The sequence below is a fragment of the Clostridium sp. UMB9555A genome, assembly GCF_030222355.1.
In the GTDB taxonomy this organism is placed as follows: domain Bacteria; phylum Bacillota; class Clostridia; order Clostridiales; family Clostridiaceae; genus Sarcina; species Sarcina perfringens.
The window spans coordinates 65,722-84,562 of sequence record NZ_JASORQ010000003.1; the positions used below are offsets into that span (position 1 = coordinate 65,722).

Sequence of the window (18,841 nt, forward strand, 5' to 3'; positions counted from 1 at the left end):
TACCACTATCCAACTTTATTTAATATAAATAACTTATAATAAATATTAATATTATAATTAATCATAAATGATTTAAGCTTATCTTCTAACCTATAAACTTCTTTCTTCTTACCTAACCTCATTATCTCTTTAGATATTCTTTCTATTTTTGAAATTAAATATCTCCTGTATTCTAATTCATCAGCATTTAACCTTCTAAACATTAATTTACTTAATTCAAATTGAATATTTTCTAATTCTAAAAAATAATCACTTCTCATATCCTACTCTCCCCTTATAAAACTTTCTTTATCTAATACCAATAAAAAAGTATTCCCCGTGGACACTTTTATTCTAAACTTGCTCCATAATATTTATCTTCTTTTGAAGCTACTCTAAATAAAGATAAATAAAATAAAAAACTTACCATCCATATTCCTAGTATAATTACAACTTTCATTGCTCTACTCCTTTATTGCTTCATGAAATTCTTTATATTTACTAAATTCCTTATCATCCTTGCACACAATAACTAAAACGTCATCTAAAACAAATACCTTATTTCCATTATCATCAACAAACTCACATTTAATTGAATTAATTAAAGTTTGAACATTAAAATTTTCCAAAGTCCAAACATCAACGTTCTTTCCTCCAGAGTAATTAATAACTACGTAATTTTTTTTAGTTTCATCTAAACTTTTAGAAGCTAAATTATTTTCTAAAACTCCACTACAACCAACTAATCCTAAACTTAATGCTCCAACTACTAATAATCCTAAAATTTTCTTTTTCATAATTATTCCTCCATTTAATTATTAAATAATTGAAAATGAAATAACTTTATCTTTATATTCTTTTATTTGTAATTGGACTTCATCTCCAATATCATATTCATTTGAATCTGCTTCTATTTCATATGTATTATAATTGCATTTAACAATTAAATATTCTTGACTATTGAAATTTAAAAAAATATTAGTACCTATAAGAATTGGTGCTTGATTTACTTCTTCTTTTTTATCAATAATAATTCCATTTTCTATATGGCTAGTTGTTTTAGAATCAATTATTTCTAAATATATTTCATGTCCAATTTGACAAATAAGACATATGACACAAAAAACTATTACCACAAATATAAATAAATTTAGTTCATCATTCATAACATTCACCTCATTTATATTTTTAGGGAGTAGTAAGGGATTACAGCTCTATTTTATACTCCCTAAAAACTAAAAAATAAGAACTAACTAATAAATTTAGTTAGTCCTATAAATTTAACATTATGCTCTCTTTCTCTTAGTAAATGCTAAAGCTCCTACGCTTCCAACTACTAAAATTAAGCCAAGTGGTAACATCATATTTACATTAAATGCTCCACCAGTTTTAACTATTTCAAACTTTTTATTTGTTAAGTTACATTTTATAACTTGTCCATGCTCTTTTATTTCAAATTCACCAGTTTCTGTAGTTAATTCATAACCACTAGGAGCTTGTGTTTCAGAAATTCTGTATTTACCTTTTGAAAGATTAAATTTATTTCCTTCCTTGCTAGAAGTAAATTCTATAATCTTTCCTTGATCTAATCCTTCTAAGCACTCTATTTTAATTTTAGCTCCTTCTAAAACTTCTCCAGTAGCAACATCTGTTTTAGTAAACTCTAAAACTCCTGTTGTTATTTCATTCTTTAAGTTAGCTTTTGTTATTTCTCCGTATTTAATTTCAAAAGTTCCAACTTCTATTGAAAGTTCATATCCATTAGGTGCTTGTATTTCTTTGAACTGATACTTACCTACTGGAAGTTTGAATTTATTTCCTTCTAAAGAAGAATCGAACTCAAATTTAATGTGCTTATTGTGTTCTTCTAATCCGACTATTTCTATCTTAGCACCTTCAATATTTTCTCCAGTTGTAACATCAGTTTTAGTAAAATCAACATCTCCAGTTTGAACTTTATTCTCAACTGTTGTTGTTACAGTTTTACCATCTTCTATTATTTCAAAGTTTAAAGCCTTATCTTCATCTAAAATATAATGCTCTGGAGCTTTAACTTCCTTCCAATAATAATTTCCAGCTTCTAAGCCTTCTAAACTAATTTTTCCATATTGGTTAGTTGTGTAAGTTCCTACAAGCTTTTCACCATTCCAAAGTTCAAAATCCGCATCTTTTAATGGTCTTTGAGTATCTTCATCAATTTTGATAAGCTCTACATTAGCTCTTATCTTTTTATTTTCCATTTCAAGCTTAACTACTTGACCATTTTCTTTTATTTCAAAGTATAATGGCTCTTTGTTAAGTACGTAATTCCACAATGTACTTACTTCCTCAACCATGTATTTTCCATGTTCTAAACCTTTTAAGTTTATTTTTCCATCTTCATTACTTGTTAAATCCCAAGTTTGGTCTTTCATAAATCCATCTATACAAGTAAATTTAAAGTTAACATCTGCTAAAGGTTCTTTAGTTTCACTATCTACTTTTAAAAGTTCAACATCACCTGTTATACGTTCATTAGATACTTTAATAGTATAAATAGTACCTAAATCCTTAATATCTTCTAAAGGAGCGTTCTCGTCGATTTTAAAAGGTATTGGTTCTATACCAACATAGCCTTCTTTTGGTTCTGCTTCCTCAAGGACATAATTTCCATACTCTAAATTTTGTGGAGTTAGTATTTCTCCGTTCTTATCTGTTGTTAATATTTTTGTTGGTAATGGTAATATTCCAACAAAGTTTTTGAATGTTACAAGCTCGTTGGTATCAGTATTTCTAATCTGGAATTTAACTCCTTCAATTGGTGTGTTATCCTTAGAATCTGTTTTTACTACTCTTAATTTAGCTCTAATAGGTTCATTCTTAACATATTTAACATAAATCTTATTATCTTCTGTTATATTAACGTGATATTCTCTGTCTGATTGCCAATATCCATTAGGAGTTTTAGTTTCAATGAATTTGTATTCTCCATATCTAAGTGGTTTAGTGAACGCAAAACCATCTTTATCTGTAACAACATGATCTACAACAGTTCCAGTTTCTATACCATCAACTTTAACTGCCTCAACATCAAATCCAGCACCTTCAACTGGCTTTTCTTCATTTTCACTATCAACTTTAACTATTTGTATTGACCCTTTTATTACATAATTAGGAACATCAAAAGTATAAACTTTTTTATCTTCTCTTATTTGAATGTCATATACTTTATCGCTTAACTTGTGTCCTACTGGTGCTTTAGTTTCTTTCATATAATAATCGCCATAATTTAAGTCTATACTTTCATCATAGCCATTTTCGTCAGTTATAAGCTTATCGACTTCTTTATCGTTTTTATCGTATATAGTAAACTCAGCATCTTTTAATTTAAGGTCATTAAATTCATTATCGAATTTATTTATCGCAACTCTTCCTTTAATTATTCTATTAGCATGAGTAATTTCTATAGTTTGCATATGTTCACTAATAGTAACTGGATACTCCTTACCATTTAAAGTATATTTATTGGGAGCTTTTATTTCTCTTACAATGTAATCTCCAAAAGGATGTAATCCACTTGTTATTTTTCCATTTTCTTTGGTAGTCATATTTTCGACAACTTCATTAGTATCTGCTTTTACCATCTCAAACTCAGCACCTTCAAGTGGCTCTCCAGTTTCTTCATCAATCTTAGTTATTTCTACTCTACCTTTTATTTGAGTATCAACAATATTGATTTCAGCCGTTTCTCCAGCTCTTATAGTAACCTTAACTGGTTCTGCCTTTAAAAATCCTTTTGGACTTTCAACTTCTTCTAAAATATATTCACCATCCATTATATCCGTAAAAGTTAATTCTCCATTTTCAGATGTCTTTTCTCCTACTACAGTTCCATTCATATCTTTTAATTGGAACTTAGCTCCAGTTAAAAGCTCTCCATTATCACCAGTCTTAATAACCTTTAAGTTTCCAGTTAAACCTGTCCATCTTACAGTTATATTATCTTTTGATTGTGGTGTTGTTTCTAAAGGTACAACTGCCATATCTTGTTTACCAGCTTGTGGTGTTTTATAAGCAACTGTTGAAGGAATTTCAACCATAGCTTTTATAGAAATATTTAGTTCGCCTGTTTTTGCATTTCTAGGAATATACACTTTAAAGCTTTCATTTGAATTAAATAAATTTCTTTCACTACCATTCATATCCATTACTTTAATGCTATCTTTTAAACTAGGATCACTTGTACTTTTTACAGATACTCTAGCATTAGAAAATGAATAGTCTGATTTTATTTTTATAGGTTCACTCACTAGATAATCACCATTTTCAGTTGCATTAACTTCACTTGGAGTAATCTCAAAAAATTTTGGTAATTCTCTATTATGAGCTTTTTCTACAAGAAAATCTATTACTGGTTTTAATCTACTTACTGAAACAGTTCCATTTTTAAGTCTTGTTCTATCCATTCCACGGCTTATTCCAGCTTCAAATTGATAAGACCATATTGCAAGTTGAGTACAATATCTATATTCATCAGCAGATATTCCCCATTCTGAACCATCTTTAGCTGGATAACCCCAGTAAAGAATAGTTTCTATTCCCTTATCAACCTTTATTTCCTCAGTATAGTCTTGTCCTGTTGGATTTAATGCTCCAGTATTTAAGCAATAACATGTCTTTAAATCTGGTGCATAGTACCTATGATTTCCTATTGGTAACACCTTCCCCCACGTTGGAGAATCATATTTTAAATATGACTCTCCATCAGTTGAGTTAATTTCAACTGCAAATACACCAAGGCTCGGTGCAATAATTAACATTGCTAACATCATAGCAAGTGTTTTAAATAACTTTTTTGACTTCTTGAATATCTTCATGAAATCCCTCCTAAAAAAATTTTAATATATATAAAAAGAAAATTACTCATAATGAGTAATTCCCTTGAATTGTCTTTTATTAAAAACTTAAACATAAAAAAGAGCCTTAGTATTAACTAAGACCCTTTTAATCTATATTAAATTAAATAAGGAGAAAACTATATTAATAATCAAATCCTATAACAAAGTAATATACTCCATTGCTATCTTTATATACTGCACAAGCACCTTCTGTTAACTCATCATCTAATAAATTAGCATCATGTGCTGGTGAATTTTTAAATTGTTGTAATATCTTACTAGCAGTCATACTAGCTCCATTTAATCCTGTTACTTGTCCACCTTCAGGATATAACTTATGGAAAGCACTTTCTTTTTGTGCCATTTCTTCAGTATGTTGTTTTACCCACCCATTATATTTATTGCTCCAAGTTAAAGCATTTAATCCATTTTCTTGTCTATACTGATTGAATAAACTCCAAAGCTCATTTGACATAGCACTTTGATATTCCCATGTTCTTTGAGGTTTAACTGGTTCTTGTGGCTTTTCTACTGGCTTATTTTCAGTAGGTGGCTTTGGTGCTGGTACTTGTTCTTGCGGTTTATCTTGTGGTTTATTGTTGTTACTACTCTCATTATTAGGCTTATCTACTGGTTTGTTTTCAACTGGTGGGGCAGGGTTATTATTACTACTTTCATTATTTGTTGGTGGTGTTTGATTACTTTCAGTATTTCCACCAGTTGAATTATTTGGTTTATTTTCACTAGGTTTTGATGGTTCACTCGGTTTAGTATTTTCAGCTATAACTGGAGGTTTAACTGTTACATCATCACCTTTACTACTGTCAGCAACGATATTGCCTTCTTTGTCTTTAACTACTAAAGTTCCATCTTCCTTTTCCTCAACCACTACATCACTTTCTGTTGTAGTTTCTTCTTGGTTTTCTTTATCTAATTCCTTATTTTCATCTGCTTTAGTTGTATCTTCTTTCTTCTCTGCTAAAGCTATATTACTTTTTTCTATATTATTTTTAGAATAATGACTATTTATAGCATATCCGCCTATTCCAATAACTGCTATTCCTAAGGCTACTGCTACTCCTATACTTTCTTTTCTATGTACCTTTATAAATTCTATTATGGCTTTTACTTTCTTATTCATACTTACCATTCTCCCTTCATTTCTAAGTATAATTTTATTTGGTGTCCCTCGGGAACACTTTTATATTGTATTTAGCCTTTTATTTTCAATGTCAACATAAAACTCTAAACTGTTATCCACCTTAAATAATTTTTCACCACAATTTCTACAATAAGCTATCTTACCTTGCTTATAAGTAGCATGATCATGTATATCTCCACTTTCTTCAGCTATTTCTCCATTAAAGTTATAACGTTCATGATATGTCCCTCGATATGAACTTCTAAAAAAATATCCTTCATCACTTTTACAATAAGGACATTCCTTCATGTGTAAATACTCTTTACTCATAAGCTAATCTCCTATTATAGGATAAATTCCAAAGAGTTTAAATCCATTAAGCCAACACTTCTTGCTAAAGCTATATTTAATTTTTTTAATTCATTTCTTGTTAAATGACCTACAAATTCTTTAACCTTATTTTTATCTATCGTAGTTACTTGCTCTAAAAGAATTGTAGAATCTTTTTCTAAGCTATTATAAATTTCACTATGTACTGGTAAATCTTTTTTATCTCGTGATGTTATTGGTGCTACAATAAGAGTTCTTCCATATTTATTTCCTAAGTTATTTTGAATTATAACAACTGGTCTTAATCCATTTTGCTCTGAACCTTTTTGGTCGGGCAAATCTGCATAAAAAATATCTCCCCTTAAATAAGCTCTTGTTGAATTTATTTTTAAAAGTTCACTTCTTATTGTCCTCATACTTTTTCCTCCTTCCTTGTTAGACTTATATGTATTAAATTAAAGCTGTACCATTCCATAAATCTTTTTGCCATTCTTTATCCCATTTTTCAAAATCATCTTTGCTGTAATTTCTTTGTGTGAAATTTACTTTTGGCAATTCAATATTATTATATAGCCACATTGGTACATTAAAATTATCATCTTGTACCTCAATTAATTTTTCATACAGTATTGTTTCTATATACCTTATAGCCCCAACTAGATTAATCCTTTGCAAACTATTTTTAATTTTTTTAAAAACTAGCCATTGGACACATTTGTCATGAACTGAATTAGAATTTAAATTATTTGCTACTAATAAAGCCTTTGCTATTGTTTTTAATTGCTTCTTTGTTGCTATAACATTATACTCTACCCCTTTATAAGTTTTTGCTAATTTCTCTAGCAACCCTTCATCACTTGAATCATCTTGTACTTTTTCTTCTTTTGTATCATCATTATCATTATCTTCTTTTTCTTCGTTTGAAAAGTAGTTTATACCATAAAATTTTAATTTACCTTCTCTTTTTATACTTAAAATTCCTTTATCAACTAACAAATCTGCTAATTTTTTAAAGTAAGTTAAAGAAATTTGAGCTTTCTTTTTCCCATTAACTATTTTTTTCTTATTTTCAGCATACTTAGCGTGTAATCTTTCGATTGATACGTCTAAATATCCAGTTTCTTTATTTGCATATTTTGTAATATAAGCTAAAACAGAACCCGCTTTTTGGATTTTCTTTTTACTACCAATTTCACTCAATCTGTCTTTTTGCTCTTTAGTAAAAGGTATCTTATAAGCCATCTGTATACCTCCCTTCTCTAAACTATTGTTTTTATATATTTAGGCATATCACTCGGATAGACCATATCTTCTGTTTCTTTTTTTAGTCTTTTACCACCGCTATAATTTTCATATGCACTTTTACATTGTTTTTCTAAATTGCTCCCAGTAATATATTTATTACTTTCGTGGTTTAATGCTCTATTAATTTCTCTTTTAACTCGTTCGGGATATGTTTCCCAAAGCCTTAAACTATTTTTATTTTTTAAAACAAGATAATTTTTATCTTCTTCGTTTATAACATTTTTAAGTTTTAAAAATTGTATTCTCTTTTGAACAGCTTCTTTACTTCTGTCTATCTCTGCTCCAATTTCTCTTGCTGTATATCCCAAGTAAAAAAGTTCCACAACTTTTAACTCTTCTTCCTTTTTCCAATTGCCTTTCTTAATTTTCTACACCTCCTAAAAAAGTGTATAGTTATTCCATACCAACAGGTGTGGAAAATTTGTTTATTTAATCTTTATAATTTATTAACAAATAATTAATTTCCTAATAAAAACAGAAAAAAAATGCGTTTTTAATAATTAATAAACTAATTAGTAGTTTATACTAATAATTTATCAATATTTAACGCATTTTTTCAATGTTTAAATATCGCTATAATAACATTTCTATCTTTCTTATTGTTACTTCATTTTAAAAAATTTCAAATAAATAATTATTTTATAAATACATCTGTGAAAGAAACAACACTATAAAATTTCTCTCATCTAAAAAGTTTCTTCCCTTAATCTTTTTGTCCTCTTTATCAAATATGAAATCAAACATACTACTTCCTCCAATATAAGTTCTTCATATGCCATTCTATCCACATTTATTAATATTAAACCTAAGAATATTATATTATTTAAAATTTAAAAATATTATATAATGTTTATATAGTAAGATTTAAAGGGGTGTTTTTATGAATAATTTTTTTAAACATACACTAGAAACTCATACACCTCAAAGTATGAGTAAAATTACATCTTATATAAGAGAAGATATAAAAAATAGTAATATTGAAAATGGAATTGTAGTTGTTTATTGTCCACACACTACTGCCGGTATAACAATAAATGAAAATGCAGACCCTGATGTTGTTAAAGATTTAATTTATGGATTTGAAAAAGTTTATCCAACTAATGATCATAAATACAGACATTTTGAAGGCAATTCACATTCCCACCTTAAAAGTTCTACAGTTGGAGTATCTCAGCAATTAATATTACATAGAGGTAGATTAATCCTAGGTCAATGGCAAGATATATATTTCTGCGACTTTGATGGTCCAAGAAACAGAACTTTTTATGTTAAGATTCTGGAGGGATAATATTTAATTAATTTATTATTAATTATATTTTCAATAATATTCATCCAAAATTTTCTGTTTTTTAGTATAATTTACTTAAACAATTTGTTTTAGGGGGAATATTATGAAAATCAATCACAAAATAACATCGATTGTATTAACACTTGGACTAATATCTTCAAGCATATATACAATCAATGTAAATGCAGAAACACTTAATTCGAAAATCCAAGTATCAAACTTAAATTTATCTAACTCATATAACATAAAAAATGAAAATTTAATTAAATCTTCTAAAGAAGGTTGGATTAATACAAATGGAATATGGTACTTCTATAAAAATGGAATTATGCAAACTGGTTGGCTAAATGATAATGGTATTTGGTACTATTTAAATGAAAATGGCTCTATGGCTACAGGTTGGTATAAAGTTGATTCTAACTGGTATTATTCAAATTCTAACGGAATTATGCAAACTGGCTGGCTAAATGATAATGGCAATTGGTACTATTTAAATGACAATGGTTCTATGGCTACAGGTTGGTATAAAGTTAATTCTAACTGGTATTATTCAAATTCTGATGGAGTTATGCAAACTGGTTGGTTAAATGACAATGGTACTTGGTACTATTTAAACGACAATGGCTCTATGGCTACAGGTTGGTATAAAGTCTATTCTAAATGGTATTATTCAAATTCTAACGGAGTTATGCAAACTGGCTGGCTAAATGACAATGGTACTTGGTACTATTTAAATAGTTCTGGTGAGATGGTTACTAACACAATTATTGATGGTTGGAAAATAGATTCTAACGGTATAGCAACGCCATTAAAAGATGAAAACCATTCTATTGTATATGTAACTCCAAACGGTAAAAGCTATCACTATAGCAAAGATTGTACAGCCTTAAAAAGAAGCTCTTCTATCCTTGGCATGAGCCTTAATGAAGCTATAAATAAAGGAAAATCTGATCCTTGTAACTTATGTGTTAAATAAACAAACTTTAACACTAAGTTTATTTAAATAGTTATTCTTAATTTTAAGATAAATACTTTTAATTATAAGTTCAAGTTATAGAATCTTTAATTTTATAACTTGAACTTATATGCTTAACTTGGAAAGTTATATATTCTCTAAAAGATTTGCCATTTCAATGGCTGCCATAGCTGCATCAAACCCTTTATTCCCAGCTTTAGTTCCGGCTCTTTCTATAGCTTGTTCTATATTCTCAGTTGTTATGATTCCAAAGATAACTGGTACTTCAGTATCTAAGCTTACATTAGCTATTCCTTTTGATACCTCTCCACAAACATAATCATAATGACTGGTAGCTCCTCTTATTACTGTTCCTAAACAAACAACTCCGGCATATTTTCCTGATTTAGCTAACTTTTTAGCTATTAATGGTATTTCAAAAGCTCCTGGAACCCAAGCAAGGTCTATGTTCTCTTCCTCTACTCCATGTCTTTTAAAAGCATCTAAAGCTCCATCTATAAGCTTTGATACAATGAATTCATTAAATCTTCCTGCAACTATAGCAAACTTTTTATCTTGACCTATTAAATTTCCTTCTAAAATCCTCATTCTAATCTCTCCTTTAAACATTTTTATACTTCAAGTATTTTTTTAATTCTTCGTATCTAATATTGATACTTTTTTATCCACTTTTAATCTATCTTTAAATTTAAAATTTTAAATAACTCTATAAAATTACTGCATTATTAAATGGTGCATTTTTTCTTTCTTAGTTTTCAAATAAAACTCATTTTCCTCATTACACTTTATTTCTATAGGTACTCTTTCTACTATTTTAAGTCCATATCCCTCTAAGCCAGTTATTTTTTTAGGATTATTGGTCATTAACCTTATTTCCCTTACACCTAAATCTTTTAGAATTTGTGCTCCAACGCCATAATCTCTAAGATCTTCTGGAAATCCTAAGGCTATATTAGCTTCTACAGTATCTAATCCTTCATCTTGAAGCTTATAAGCTTTCAACTTATTTATAAGACCTATTCCTCTTCCTTCTTGTCTCATATAAAGTAATATTCCTTTTCCCTCTTCATTTATTTTTTCCATAGCTCTATGAAATTGCTCTCCACAATCACATCTTCTTGATCCAAAAACATCTCCAGTTAAACACTCTGAATGCACTCTTAATAATACTGGCTCCTCTGATTTTATCTCTCCTTTAACTAAAGCCACATGATGCTCTCCTGTAAGTTTATCTATAAACCCAATAGCCTTAAAATCTCCATGTTTAGTTGGCATATTAGTTTCAACAACTCTATAAACAAAATTATCTCTTTCTGTTCTATAAGCAATTAAATCTTCTATAGTTATTATTTTCATATTATGACTATTTGCAAATTCTAATAATTCATCAGTTCTAGCCATAGTTCCATCATCTTTCATTATTTCACAGATTACCCCAACTTCTTTTAATCCAGCTAACTTTGCTAAGTCAATTGCTGCCTCTGTATGCCCAGCTCTCTTTAAAACGCCACCATTCTTAGCTATTAAAGGGAATACATGTCCTGGTCTTCTAAAATCCTCTGCTTTACTTTCTTCATTTATTAATTCTTTAATTGTATGAGCCCTTTCAAAGGCTGATATTCCTGTAGTTGTATCTTTATAGTCTATAGAGACTGTAAATGCAGTTTCATGATTATCTGTATTATGTGAAACCATAGGATTCAATCCTAAATTTTCAGCTATACTCTCACTTACTGGAGCACATATTAAACCCTTTCCATAAGTGGCCATAAAATTTATCTTTTCTCCAGTAACAAGTTCTCCAGCCATAACTAGATCCCCCTCATTTTCTCTTCCCTCATCATCAATAACAATAACCATTTTCCCATTTTTTATATCTTCTATTGCCTCTTCTATTAAATTAAACTTCTTCATATTTTTAAGGAGATAAAAATCCCCAACACCACCTTTCAAGAATTTTTAAAATTATTAGCTATTTTTTTATTAGCAAATATATCTACTTTGTAAAATTAAACTTGATCTAAAACAATATATAAAAATAAATATTAAATTTTAAAATATAATTTAAATAAACCCATTAATAGTTAAAAACTCTTCTGTTAAAACAGACTTTTTCTTTCTATTATGTTTTTTAAAGCCTAAAAGCTTTTCAACATACTTACCAATAGAGTCACATTCTATATTTACTAAATCACCAATTTTTCTTTTAGTTAGTGTTGTCTCTTCCTGGCTATGAGGAATTATGGAAATCTTAAACCTTTCCCCATTAGCCTCTGCAATAGTTAAACTTATTCCATCAATAGCTATAGAGCCTTTATAAACTATATATTTGCTTAACTCATATGAAACTTTAATTTCTACCCATATTGCTTCCCCCTCATCTTTAAAAGAAATTATTTCTCCAGTGGAATCAATATGGCCAGTTACTATATGTCCATTAAATCTGCCATTAATACTCATGGCTCTTTCTAAGTTCACCTTACTTGATTTTTTTAAATTTCCAAGATTACTTTTTCTTAAGGTTTCCCCCATAACATATGCAGTAAAATAATCTTTTCCCTTAGTTGTTATAGTTAAGCAAACTCCATTTGTTGATATACTATCACCTATCTTTGTGTCCTCTAAGACCTTATTAGCTCTTATTTTCAGTAAAGATGATTTTTCATTTTTATCTATGCTTATAACTTCTCCTATTTCTTCCACAATACCAGTAAACATATTATTCACTTCCTTTTTCTATTAACTAAGGTTACATTCAATTAAAATATCATTATGAAAGGTCTTCAAATTTACTTCAGGAAATTCAAAGGCATCTAAGACATTGCTTACTCCTTCCCCTTCAACAGGAGTAATAGCATTTTTCCCTCCAAAAACTTTTGGTGCAACAAAGGCATATATCTTATTTACTTTTTTATTTTCTAAAAAAGTAAAATTTAAATTTCCTCCTCCTTCAATAAGAACTGAATCAATATTTTTTTCTTTTAAACACTCTAAAACCTGATTAATATTAATTTTTCCTTCATCTAAATTTACTTCTATTACCTCTATACCTTTATCTTTTAATTTTTCAATTTTTATCTTATCTTTTTTATTTGTTGTAAAAATTAAGGTTTTTGACTCACTTTGATTTTTTAATATTTCTGAATCTAAAGGAATTCTTAATTTACTATCAAGTACTATCCTAAAATGCTTTCTTTCTAACTCTTTATTTTTATTAAGTCTACATCTCAAATCTGGATTATCCTTTAAAACAGTGTTTATTCCAACCATTATTGAACTATATTTATTTCTTAAGGAATGAACAAACTCTCTTGATTTTCTATTAGTTATCCATTTTGATTTAAATTCCTTAGTTGCTATTTTTCCATCTAAGGTCATTGCCCATTTAAGTGCAATAAAAGGTCTATTTTCCTTAATATAAAAATTAAATATCTCATTTAATCTAATACATTCCTTTTCTAAAACTCCTACCTTAACCTCTATGCCTGACTCTCTTAAAATTTTAATACCCTTTCCTGATACCAAAGGATTTGGGTCTAAGGTTCCAACTACTACTCTCTTAAATTTATTTTTAATTATGGCTTCTACACATGGAGGAGTTTTACCATAGTGACAACAAGGTTCTAAGGTAACATATATTGTTGCTCCCTCAGTAGATTTAATAGAACTATTAATAGCATTAATTTCAGCATGATTTCCTCCAAAAAACTCATGATATCCTTGTCCTATTATTTCTCCATCCTTAACAATAACAGCTCCTACCAAAGGGTTTGGATTTACATATCCCTCTCCTTTTCTAGCTAATTCCAAAGCTTTTTTCATAAAAAATTCATCCAAGTTATCCTCTCCTTCCAAATTCTTCTTTAGAAGTACCTAATAAAAAATAAAAGCCCTGAGTTTTAATTAACTCAGGGCTTTTATTAGTTATCCAAGTAATTGAAGTTATTTAAATAGAATCTTAAAATTTTAATTAATATATCTAAGAATATTAGGTTTAATAAAATTTTTAATTGGTTTAATAAATCCTTTAAATATATTTCTATATTTCTAAAAATAAAAGTTTTAACCAATTCAAAATAATTAATACCAATATAAATAGTATAAAAAGTAAAGCTCTGAACAAAAAATGTTCAGAGCTAAAGATTCTAATGCACAACAATCAATTTAATATGCATATAAAACATAATAAAAAGATAACTTATTAGATATTCTTCTTTCATCCAGACTTTACTGTCGGCCTCGGAGTTTCACCGAATCATGCTAAACTAGCTCGCGGGCTTTACCGCCGGTAGGGAATTTCACCCTGCCCTGAAGAATTTTTATTAAATTATATCTATAAATTACCATTTAAACTTTTTCATGTCAATTTCCTATTTAGTTTATAAAATCTAATTTTCACTATATAATCATCACATATTCTTTATTTCCTCAATAATGCTACTTTTTATATTATCCATTGGAAAAAGTGTGCCTGGACATAAAGTATCCACAACTTCCCTGTGTGGAAGTATATCTTTTATTGGATATTTTAAGCTTAAATAAGTTCCTAATTTAACAAGTGAATTTTTTTGTGCCTCATTTAAACCCTCTTTTTCAAAGTTTCCTTCAATGCATATTCCTAAGGTATTATAATTTGCATTTTTTGCATGAGCTCCTATTACATTTTCATCTCTACCTTTATAAATTGTCCCATCCTCTCTTATATAAAAATGATATCCTATTCCACTCCATCCATTATCTAAATGAAACTTATGAATATCTTCTGGAGTTTCTGGTGAATCCGTTGCTGAATGATGAATAATTAATCTTTTAGGTGAATTCCCTTTTTTAAGCCCGCTTCCCCATTTATAATCAACTTCCTTTATATCTAATTCCTGCCTCATTTTTTCTAACTCTCTACTTGAAATATTCTTTTTATAAGCATCTCTATAGCTCTCATCTCTATTCATTTTAGGAAAAACAAAGAAAATACTCCCACAAATAATCAATATAATACTAATTAAAAATATAAGTCTTCTTCTAAAAATCTTTTTTCTTCTCTTTGATAAATTAATATTCTTAATTTTAGTATGCTCCAACTCTGCTCTTCCCCCTTTTATTTTCTAATATAGCACCCTAATATTTCACTTTTTAATATATCTACTATTTTAAAATATTAAAATACACCATAGTATTTAAAAACCTTATATGTAAATAATAAACAAAATCCTTTTTAATCTCTACCTTATTTTTAAGAATTTACATTTTGTTGCCTCTATAATTTTTTATTCAATACTTAAAATATTTTAAATACTAACATTAAATTATTATAAATTTTACTATACACATAAAAATAAACTTTTATTTTAAATAAGCTTTTTTTTAAATTTTATAATTAATTTCTTATTTAACTAATATTATGTATAGATAAGTTTTTTTGGAGGAGGTATTTAATATTGAAAAGATCATATAGAGATATGGCCATAATAAGAAAAAGACTTTCGTTTATCCTAGCATTTATTATAATTATGTGTTTTATACTAAGCATTAGATTATCTTATGTAATGATAGTTAAAGGACCTGAATATGCAGAACTAGCTGTTGAACAATGGACAAACGAAGTTAAAATATCTGCAAGAAGAGGAAAAATACTAGATAGAGATCTAAATGAGCTTGCTGTTAGTTCTAACGTTTATAGAGTTGACTTCAACCTAAATGCAATTAGATCTTATACAAAGAAAACTGGAAAAACTAATGAAGAATTAGCTTTAGAAATTTCTAAGGTTCTTGAAATGGATAAGGATACAGTTTTAAAAAAATTAGAATTTAAACTTCCTTCTGGAGCTCCTGCTGGTGCTGCAATCCTTGCTAGAAGAATAGAAAAGGAGAAAGCTGATAAAGTTAAGGAATTAGAAATTCCAGGAGTAATGGTTTCTCCAGATACTCAAAGATACTATCCTAATGATAATTTTCTTTCTCATGTATTAGGTACTACTAACTCTGACGGTGTTGGACTAAATGGTATTGAGCTAAAATACGATAGAGTTTTATCTGGAAGTCCTGGATTAAAAATAACTGAGATGGTTAAAGACGGTGCTGAATATCCTTATACTATTTCTAGATTTACAGCCCCTGTAGATGGCAAAGATGTAGTCTTAACAATTGATGAAAAATTACAATACTTTGCTGAACAAATCGCTGAAATAGGTTTAGTACATCATAATGCTGATGCAGCATCAGTAATAATAATGAATCCAAACAATGGTGAAATCTTAGCTATGTCTAACAAACCAGACTTTAATCCAAATAAACCTTATGATGGGGCTGAAAATTTTTCTGGAAATACTTCCTCAGATAGAATTCAAAAAATGTGGAGAAATAGATCTGTTTCAGACTCCTTCGAACCTGGTTCTATCTTTAAGATAATAACAGCTTCCGCTGCTGTCCAAGAAGGGGTAGCTGGTAAGGATGAAACCTATACCTGTAGTGGTGGTCTCCAAAAAGGTGATAGATTCATTAAATGCTGGAAGAGAGGTGGACATGGCACTCAAACCTTTGAAGAAATAATACAAAATTCATGTAACGTTGGATTTATGAATTTAGGAGAAAAATTAGGTGCTGAAAAATTAAATGAGTATATTAAAAAATTTGGTCTTGGTAAAAAATCTGGTGTAGATTTACCTGGTGAATCTCCTGGAATAGTTAAGAAAACAGAAAATATAACAGATATGGACTTAGCAACTATTTCTTTTGGTCAAACTAATACTGTTAACCCAATTCAATTCATGACTGCAGTTAATGCCGTTGCCAATGGTGGAACATTAATTCAACCCCATGTTGTTAAAGAAATAAGTTATATAAATGAAAATAATGATAGAGTTATAGATGAAACCTTTGTACCTAAAAAAACAGAAAATTTAATAAGCAAAGAAACTGCTGATCAAATAAAATTAGCACTAGAAAACGCAGTAAAAAATGGATCAGCCAAAGGAGCTTATAAAGAAGGATATGGAGTTGCTGGTAAAACAGGTACTGCCCAAAAAGTTAATCCTGAAACTGGTGGATATGGTGGAGGATATGTGGCTTCCTTTGTTGGTTTTGCTCCTTATGATAATCCACAAATATCTGTTATGGTATCTGTTGATAATCCTAAAAATGGAGAATATTATGGTGGTAGAGTTGCAGCACCTTTAGCTGGAATGCTATTCCAAAATATATTTAACTATATAGATTTAACAGAATTCCACTTAGATGAAAAACTTCCTGAAAAAGAAACTATTATAATTCCTGAAGTTCGTGGATTACCTACAAATGATGCTACAAGCATGCTAAAAGAGTTAGGTATATCTTACGAAATAGAAGGTGAAGGTGAATTTATAGTTGAAAGTAATCCTGCTCCTGGCTATCCAATATCTCCTGATACAAAAATAACCTTAATAGCCGGTGATAGTTCAAACTTAAATAGTGATGTTATAATTCCAGACTTCAAAAACTATTCTAAAGAATCTGCTGAAAAACTTCTTAATCAGTTAGGACTTATAGGAGAATTTGTTGGTGAAGGGCCATCTGTAACTAAGCAAAGTATTTCACCTGATGAAGTTGTAAATGGAAATTCAAAAATTACATTAACCTTAGGATATTAAAAATTTGTTAATGTAAAATGTATACATTCCTTATTTAAATAATTATTTAATGGGTAAAATATATTTAATTTCAAAATATAGGCTTAAATATTAAAATTATTTAATTCCATTTATTTGACATTAAATGCAAAAAGTTTTATAAATAATTTGTAAACATTATTAACTTTTTTTAAAACTGTTTGATACTTAAGTGGCTTTCCTAAATTAGCCTTTACTACATCGAAACTTTTTCCTTTGCTATTTTAGGTGTTAAACATTATTTAGTCAATGAGAGTACATAAAGTGCTCTCATTTTTTTAATTTAAAATAATAAATAAAAAAGGCTTATATCAAAATAACTTTTAATAAAACTTACAAACATTCTAAAGCTCATCTAACTACTCTTTTTATAATATTTGCAAGTTTTATTATTATATTTTGATATAGCCTTCATCACCATTTTAAGTCTATCTTCTTGCAAAATCTACAAACTTAAACTTATCTGGTCTATGTCTTGACTCTGTATATTGAAATAATTTTCTTCCCTCTAAATAGGTATAGCTTTTAACCACAGCTACCATATCATATCCTCTTAAATCTAATAGTCTTTGATCTTCCTCAGTAGCAGTTTGTACTGTTATCTCTTTTTCAGCATAGGCTATTTTTAATCCTAATTCTCCCTCTATATATTTATATAGAGAATCCTTGCATATTTCTTCTGTAAGTCTTGGAACAAACTCTGAATTTAAATAGTCCTTATCTAAGATTATCTTTTCACCATCTATATTTCTAACTCTTACTACACTCCAAATATATTTATTAGGAGAAACCTCTAGTTTTTTCATAAGGCTATCACTAGGACTTTTTAATGTTAATTCCTCTAATATAGTTTCGCACTCTTTTCCTAAGCTATTTTCAATCTCTTTAAAGCTCTTTATACCTGACACAGGAAAATCAAATTTATTCATATCAAGTACAAAGGATCCCTTACCTTTAGATTTTTCAATATACCCATTTTGCTCTAATAAATTTAAGGATTTTCTTACAGTATCTCTAGATACATTGTATTCATCCATAAGTTGTGATTCTGAAGGCAATTTAGTATTTGCTTCAAAAATCCCACTATCTATTTTTCCAACAATATCATTATATATTTTTAAATACTTACTAGACATATTTTAAACTCTCCCCAACCTATAATTATAACTTTTACTACTTTTAAAACTTTCTTAATAATAAATAATTCAATATTTATTATTACCTATAAACATTAAAATTCAATTATATTTTAACATAATAGTACGTTTTAAGTGAATTTCAAAAAATTAAAGGAGTTGCACCTTA

Annotated in this window: 17 protein-coding genes, 1 pseudogene and 1 riboswitch; of the genes and pseudogenes, 3 read left to right on the forward strand and 15 right to left on the reverse strand. The window is 28.5% G+C overall.

Going from position 1 to position 18,841, the window contains the following annotated elements:
* Window positions 1–5: 5 nt before the first annotated feature.
* From QP548_RS10375 to QP548_RS10415, 9 genes are all read right to left on the reverse strand, one after another.
* Window positions 6–260, reverse strand: a complete 255-nt coding sequence (locus tag QP548_RS10375; protein ID WP_061426467.1) for a hypothetical protein — start codon at window positions 258–260, stop codon at window positions 6–8.
* A 183-nt stretch (window positions 261–443) separates the two neighbouring features.
* On the reverse strand, window positions 444–776 hold the full coding sequence (locus QP548_RS10380; RefSeq protein WP_061426466.1) for a hypothetical protein: 333 nt from the start codon (window positions 774–776) through the stop codon (window positions 444–446).
* 21 nt (window positions 777–797) lie between these two features.
* Window positions 798–1,145, reverse strand: coding sequence for a hypothetical protein (locus tag QP548_RS10385; protein WP_061426465.1), 348 nt, complete (start codon window positions 1,143–1,145; stop codon window positions 798–800).
* 120 nt (window positions 1,146–1,265) lie between these two features.
* Entirely contained in the window at window positions 1,266–4,835 is a 3,570-nt protein-coding gene (locus QP548_RS10390; RefSeq protein WP_139312209.1) for a SpaA isopeptide-forming pilin-related protein, read from the reverse strand.
* A 163-nt stretch (window positions 4,836–4,998) separates the two neighbouring features.
* Window positions 4,999–5,997, reverse strand: a complete 999-nt coding sequence (locus QP548_RS10395; protein ID WP_061426464.1) for a CAP domain-containing protein — start codon at window positions 5,995–5,997, stop codon at window positions 4,999–5,001.
* A 60-nt stretch (window positions 5,998–6,057) separates the two neighbouring features.
* Window positions 6,058–6,327 (reverse strand): hypothetical protein, encoded by a 270-nt coding sequence (locus QP548_RS10400; RefSeq protein WP_061426463.1) that lies wholly within the window; start codon window positions 6,325–6,327, stop codon window positions 6,058–6,060.
* Window positions 6,328–6,341: 14 nt separating this feature from the next.
* Complete coding sequence (locus QP548_RS10405; RefSeq protein WP_061426462.1) at window positions 6,342–6,743, reverse strand: type II toxin-antitoxin system PemK/MazF family toxin; 402 nt, start codon at window positions 6,741–6,743, stop codon at window positions 6,342–6,344.
* Window positions 6,744–6,777: 34 nt separating this feature from the next.
* Entirely contained in the window at window positions 6,778–7,569 is a 792-nt protein-coding gene (locus QP548_RS10410) for a hypothetical protein (RefSeq protein ID WP_061426461.1), read from the reverse strand.
* A 17-nt stretch (window positions 7,570–7,586) separates the two neighbouring features.
* Window positions 7,587–7,955: a hypothetical protein gene (locus QP548_RS10415; RefSeq protein ID WP_236907326.1), complete on the reverse strand. Its 369-nt coding sequence runs from the start codon at window positions 7,953–7,955 to the stop codon at window positions 7,587–7,589.
* A 557-nt stretch (window positions 7,956–8,512) separates the two neighbouring features.
* Here QP548_RS10415 and QP548_RS10420 point away from each other — a divergent pair.
* Both QP548_RS10420 and QP548_RS10425 read left to right on the forward strand, forming a co-directional pair.
* On the forward strand, window positions 8,513–8,920 hold the full coding sequence (locus tag QP548_RS10420; protein WP_061426460.1) for a secondary thiamine-phosphate synthase enzyme YjbQ: 408 nt from the start codon (window positions 8,513–8,515) through the stop codon (window positions 8,918–8,920).
* A gap of 280 nt (window positions 8,921–9,200) precedes the next feature.
* Window positions 9,201–9,716 (forward strand): annotated as a pseudogene (locus QP548_RS10425) (cell wall-binding protein); the annotation flags it as partial.
* 306 nt (window positions 9,717–10,022) lie between these two features.
* On the opposite strand, the gene ribE reads toward QP548_RS10425, so the two are convergent.
* The 5 genes from ribE to QP548_RS10450 all read right to left on the reverse strand — a co-directional run bounded on the left by ribE (window position 10,023) and on the right by QP548_RS10450 (window position 14,974).
* On the reverse strand, window positions 10,023–10,484 hold the full coding sequence (ribE, locus tag QP548_RS10430; RefSeq protein ID WP_061426458.1) for a 6,7-dimethyl-8-ribityllumazine synthase: 462 nt from the start codon (window positions 10,482–10,484) through the stop codon (window positions 10,023–10,025).
* A gap of 126 nt (window positions 10,485–10,610) precedes the next feature.
* Complete coding sequence (locus QP548_RS10435; RefSeq protein WP_061426457.1) at window positions 10,611–11,810, reverse strand: bifunctional 3,4-dihydroxy-2-butanone-4-phosphate synthase/GTP cyclohydrolase II; 1,200 nt, start codon at window positions 11,808–11,810, stop codon at window positions 10,611–10,613.
* A gap of 150 nt (window positions 11,811–11,960) precedes the next feature.
* Entirely contained in the window at window positions 11,961–12,614 is a 654-nt protein-coding gene (locus tag QP548_RS10440) for a riboflavin synthase (protein ID WP_061426456.1), read from the reverse strand.
* 21 nt (window positions 12,615–12,635) lie between these two features.
* Window positions 12,636–13,733 (reverse strand): bifunctional diaminohydroxyphosphoribosylaminopyrimidine deaminase/5-amino-6-(5-phosphoribosylamino)uracil reductase RibD, encoded by a 1,098-nt coding sequence (gene ribD / locus QP548_RS10445; protein WP_061426455.1) that lies wholly within the window; start codon window positions 13,731–13,733, stop codon window positions 12,636–12,638.
* Window positions 13,734–14,100: 367 nt separating this feature from the next.
* Window positions 14,101–14,216, reverse strand: a riboswitch (FMN riboswitch).
* An 89-nt stretch (window positions 14,217–14,305) separates the two neighbouring features.
* Window positions 14,306–14,974, reverse strand: coding sequence for a peptidoglycan recognition family protein (locus QP548_RS10450; protein ID WP_061426454.1), 669 nt, complete (start codon window positions 14,972–14,974; stop codon window positions 14,306–14,308).
* Between the two features lie 357 nt (window positions 14,975–15,331).
* Here QP548_RS10450 and QP548_RS10455 point away from each other — a divergent pair, with 357 nt between their 5' ends.
* The gene (locus tag QP548_RS10455) at window positions 15,332–17,518 is read left to right on the forward strand and encodes a stage V sporulation protein D (RefSeq protein ID WP_004460693.1); all 2,187 of its coding nucleotides are present in this window, start codon (window positions 15,332–15,334) and stop codon (window positions 17,516–17,518) included.
* Window positions 17,519–17,964: 446 nt separating this feature from the next.
* On the opposite strand, the gene treR is transcribed toward QP548_RS10455, so the two are convergent.
* Window positions 17,965–18,672: a trehalose operon repressor gene (treR, locus tag QP548_RS10460; RefSeq protein ID WP_003457761.1), complete on the reverse strand. Its 708-nt coding sequence runs from the start codon at window positions 18,670–18,672 to the stop codon at window positions 17,965–17,967.
* Window positions 18,673–18,841: the final 169 nt, after the last annotated feature.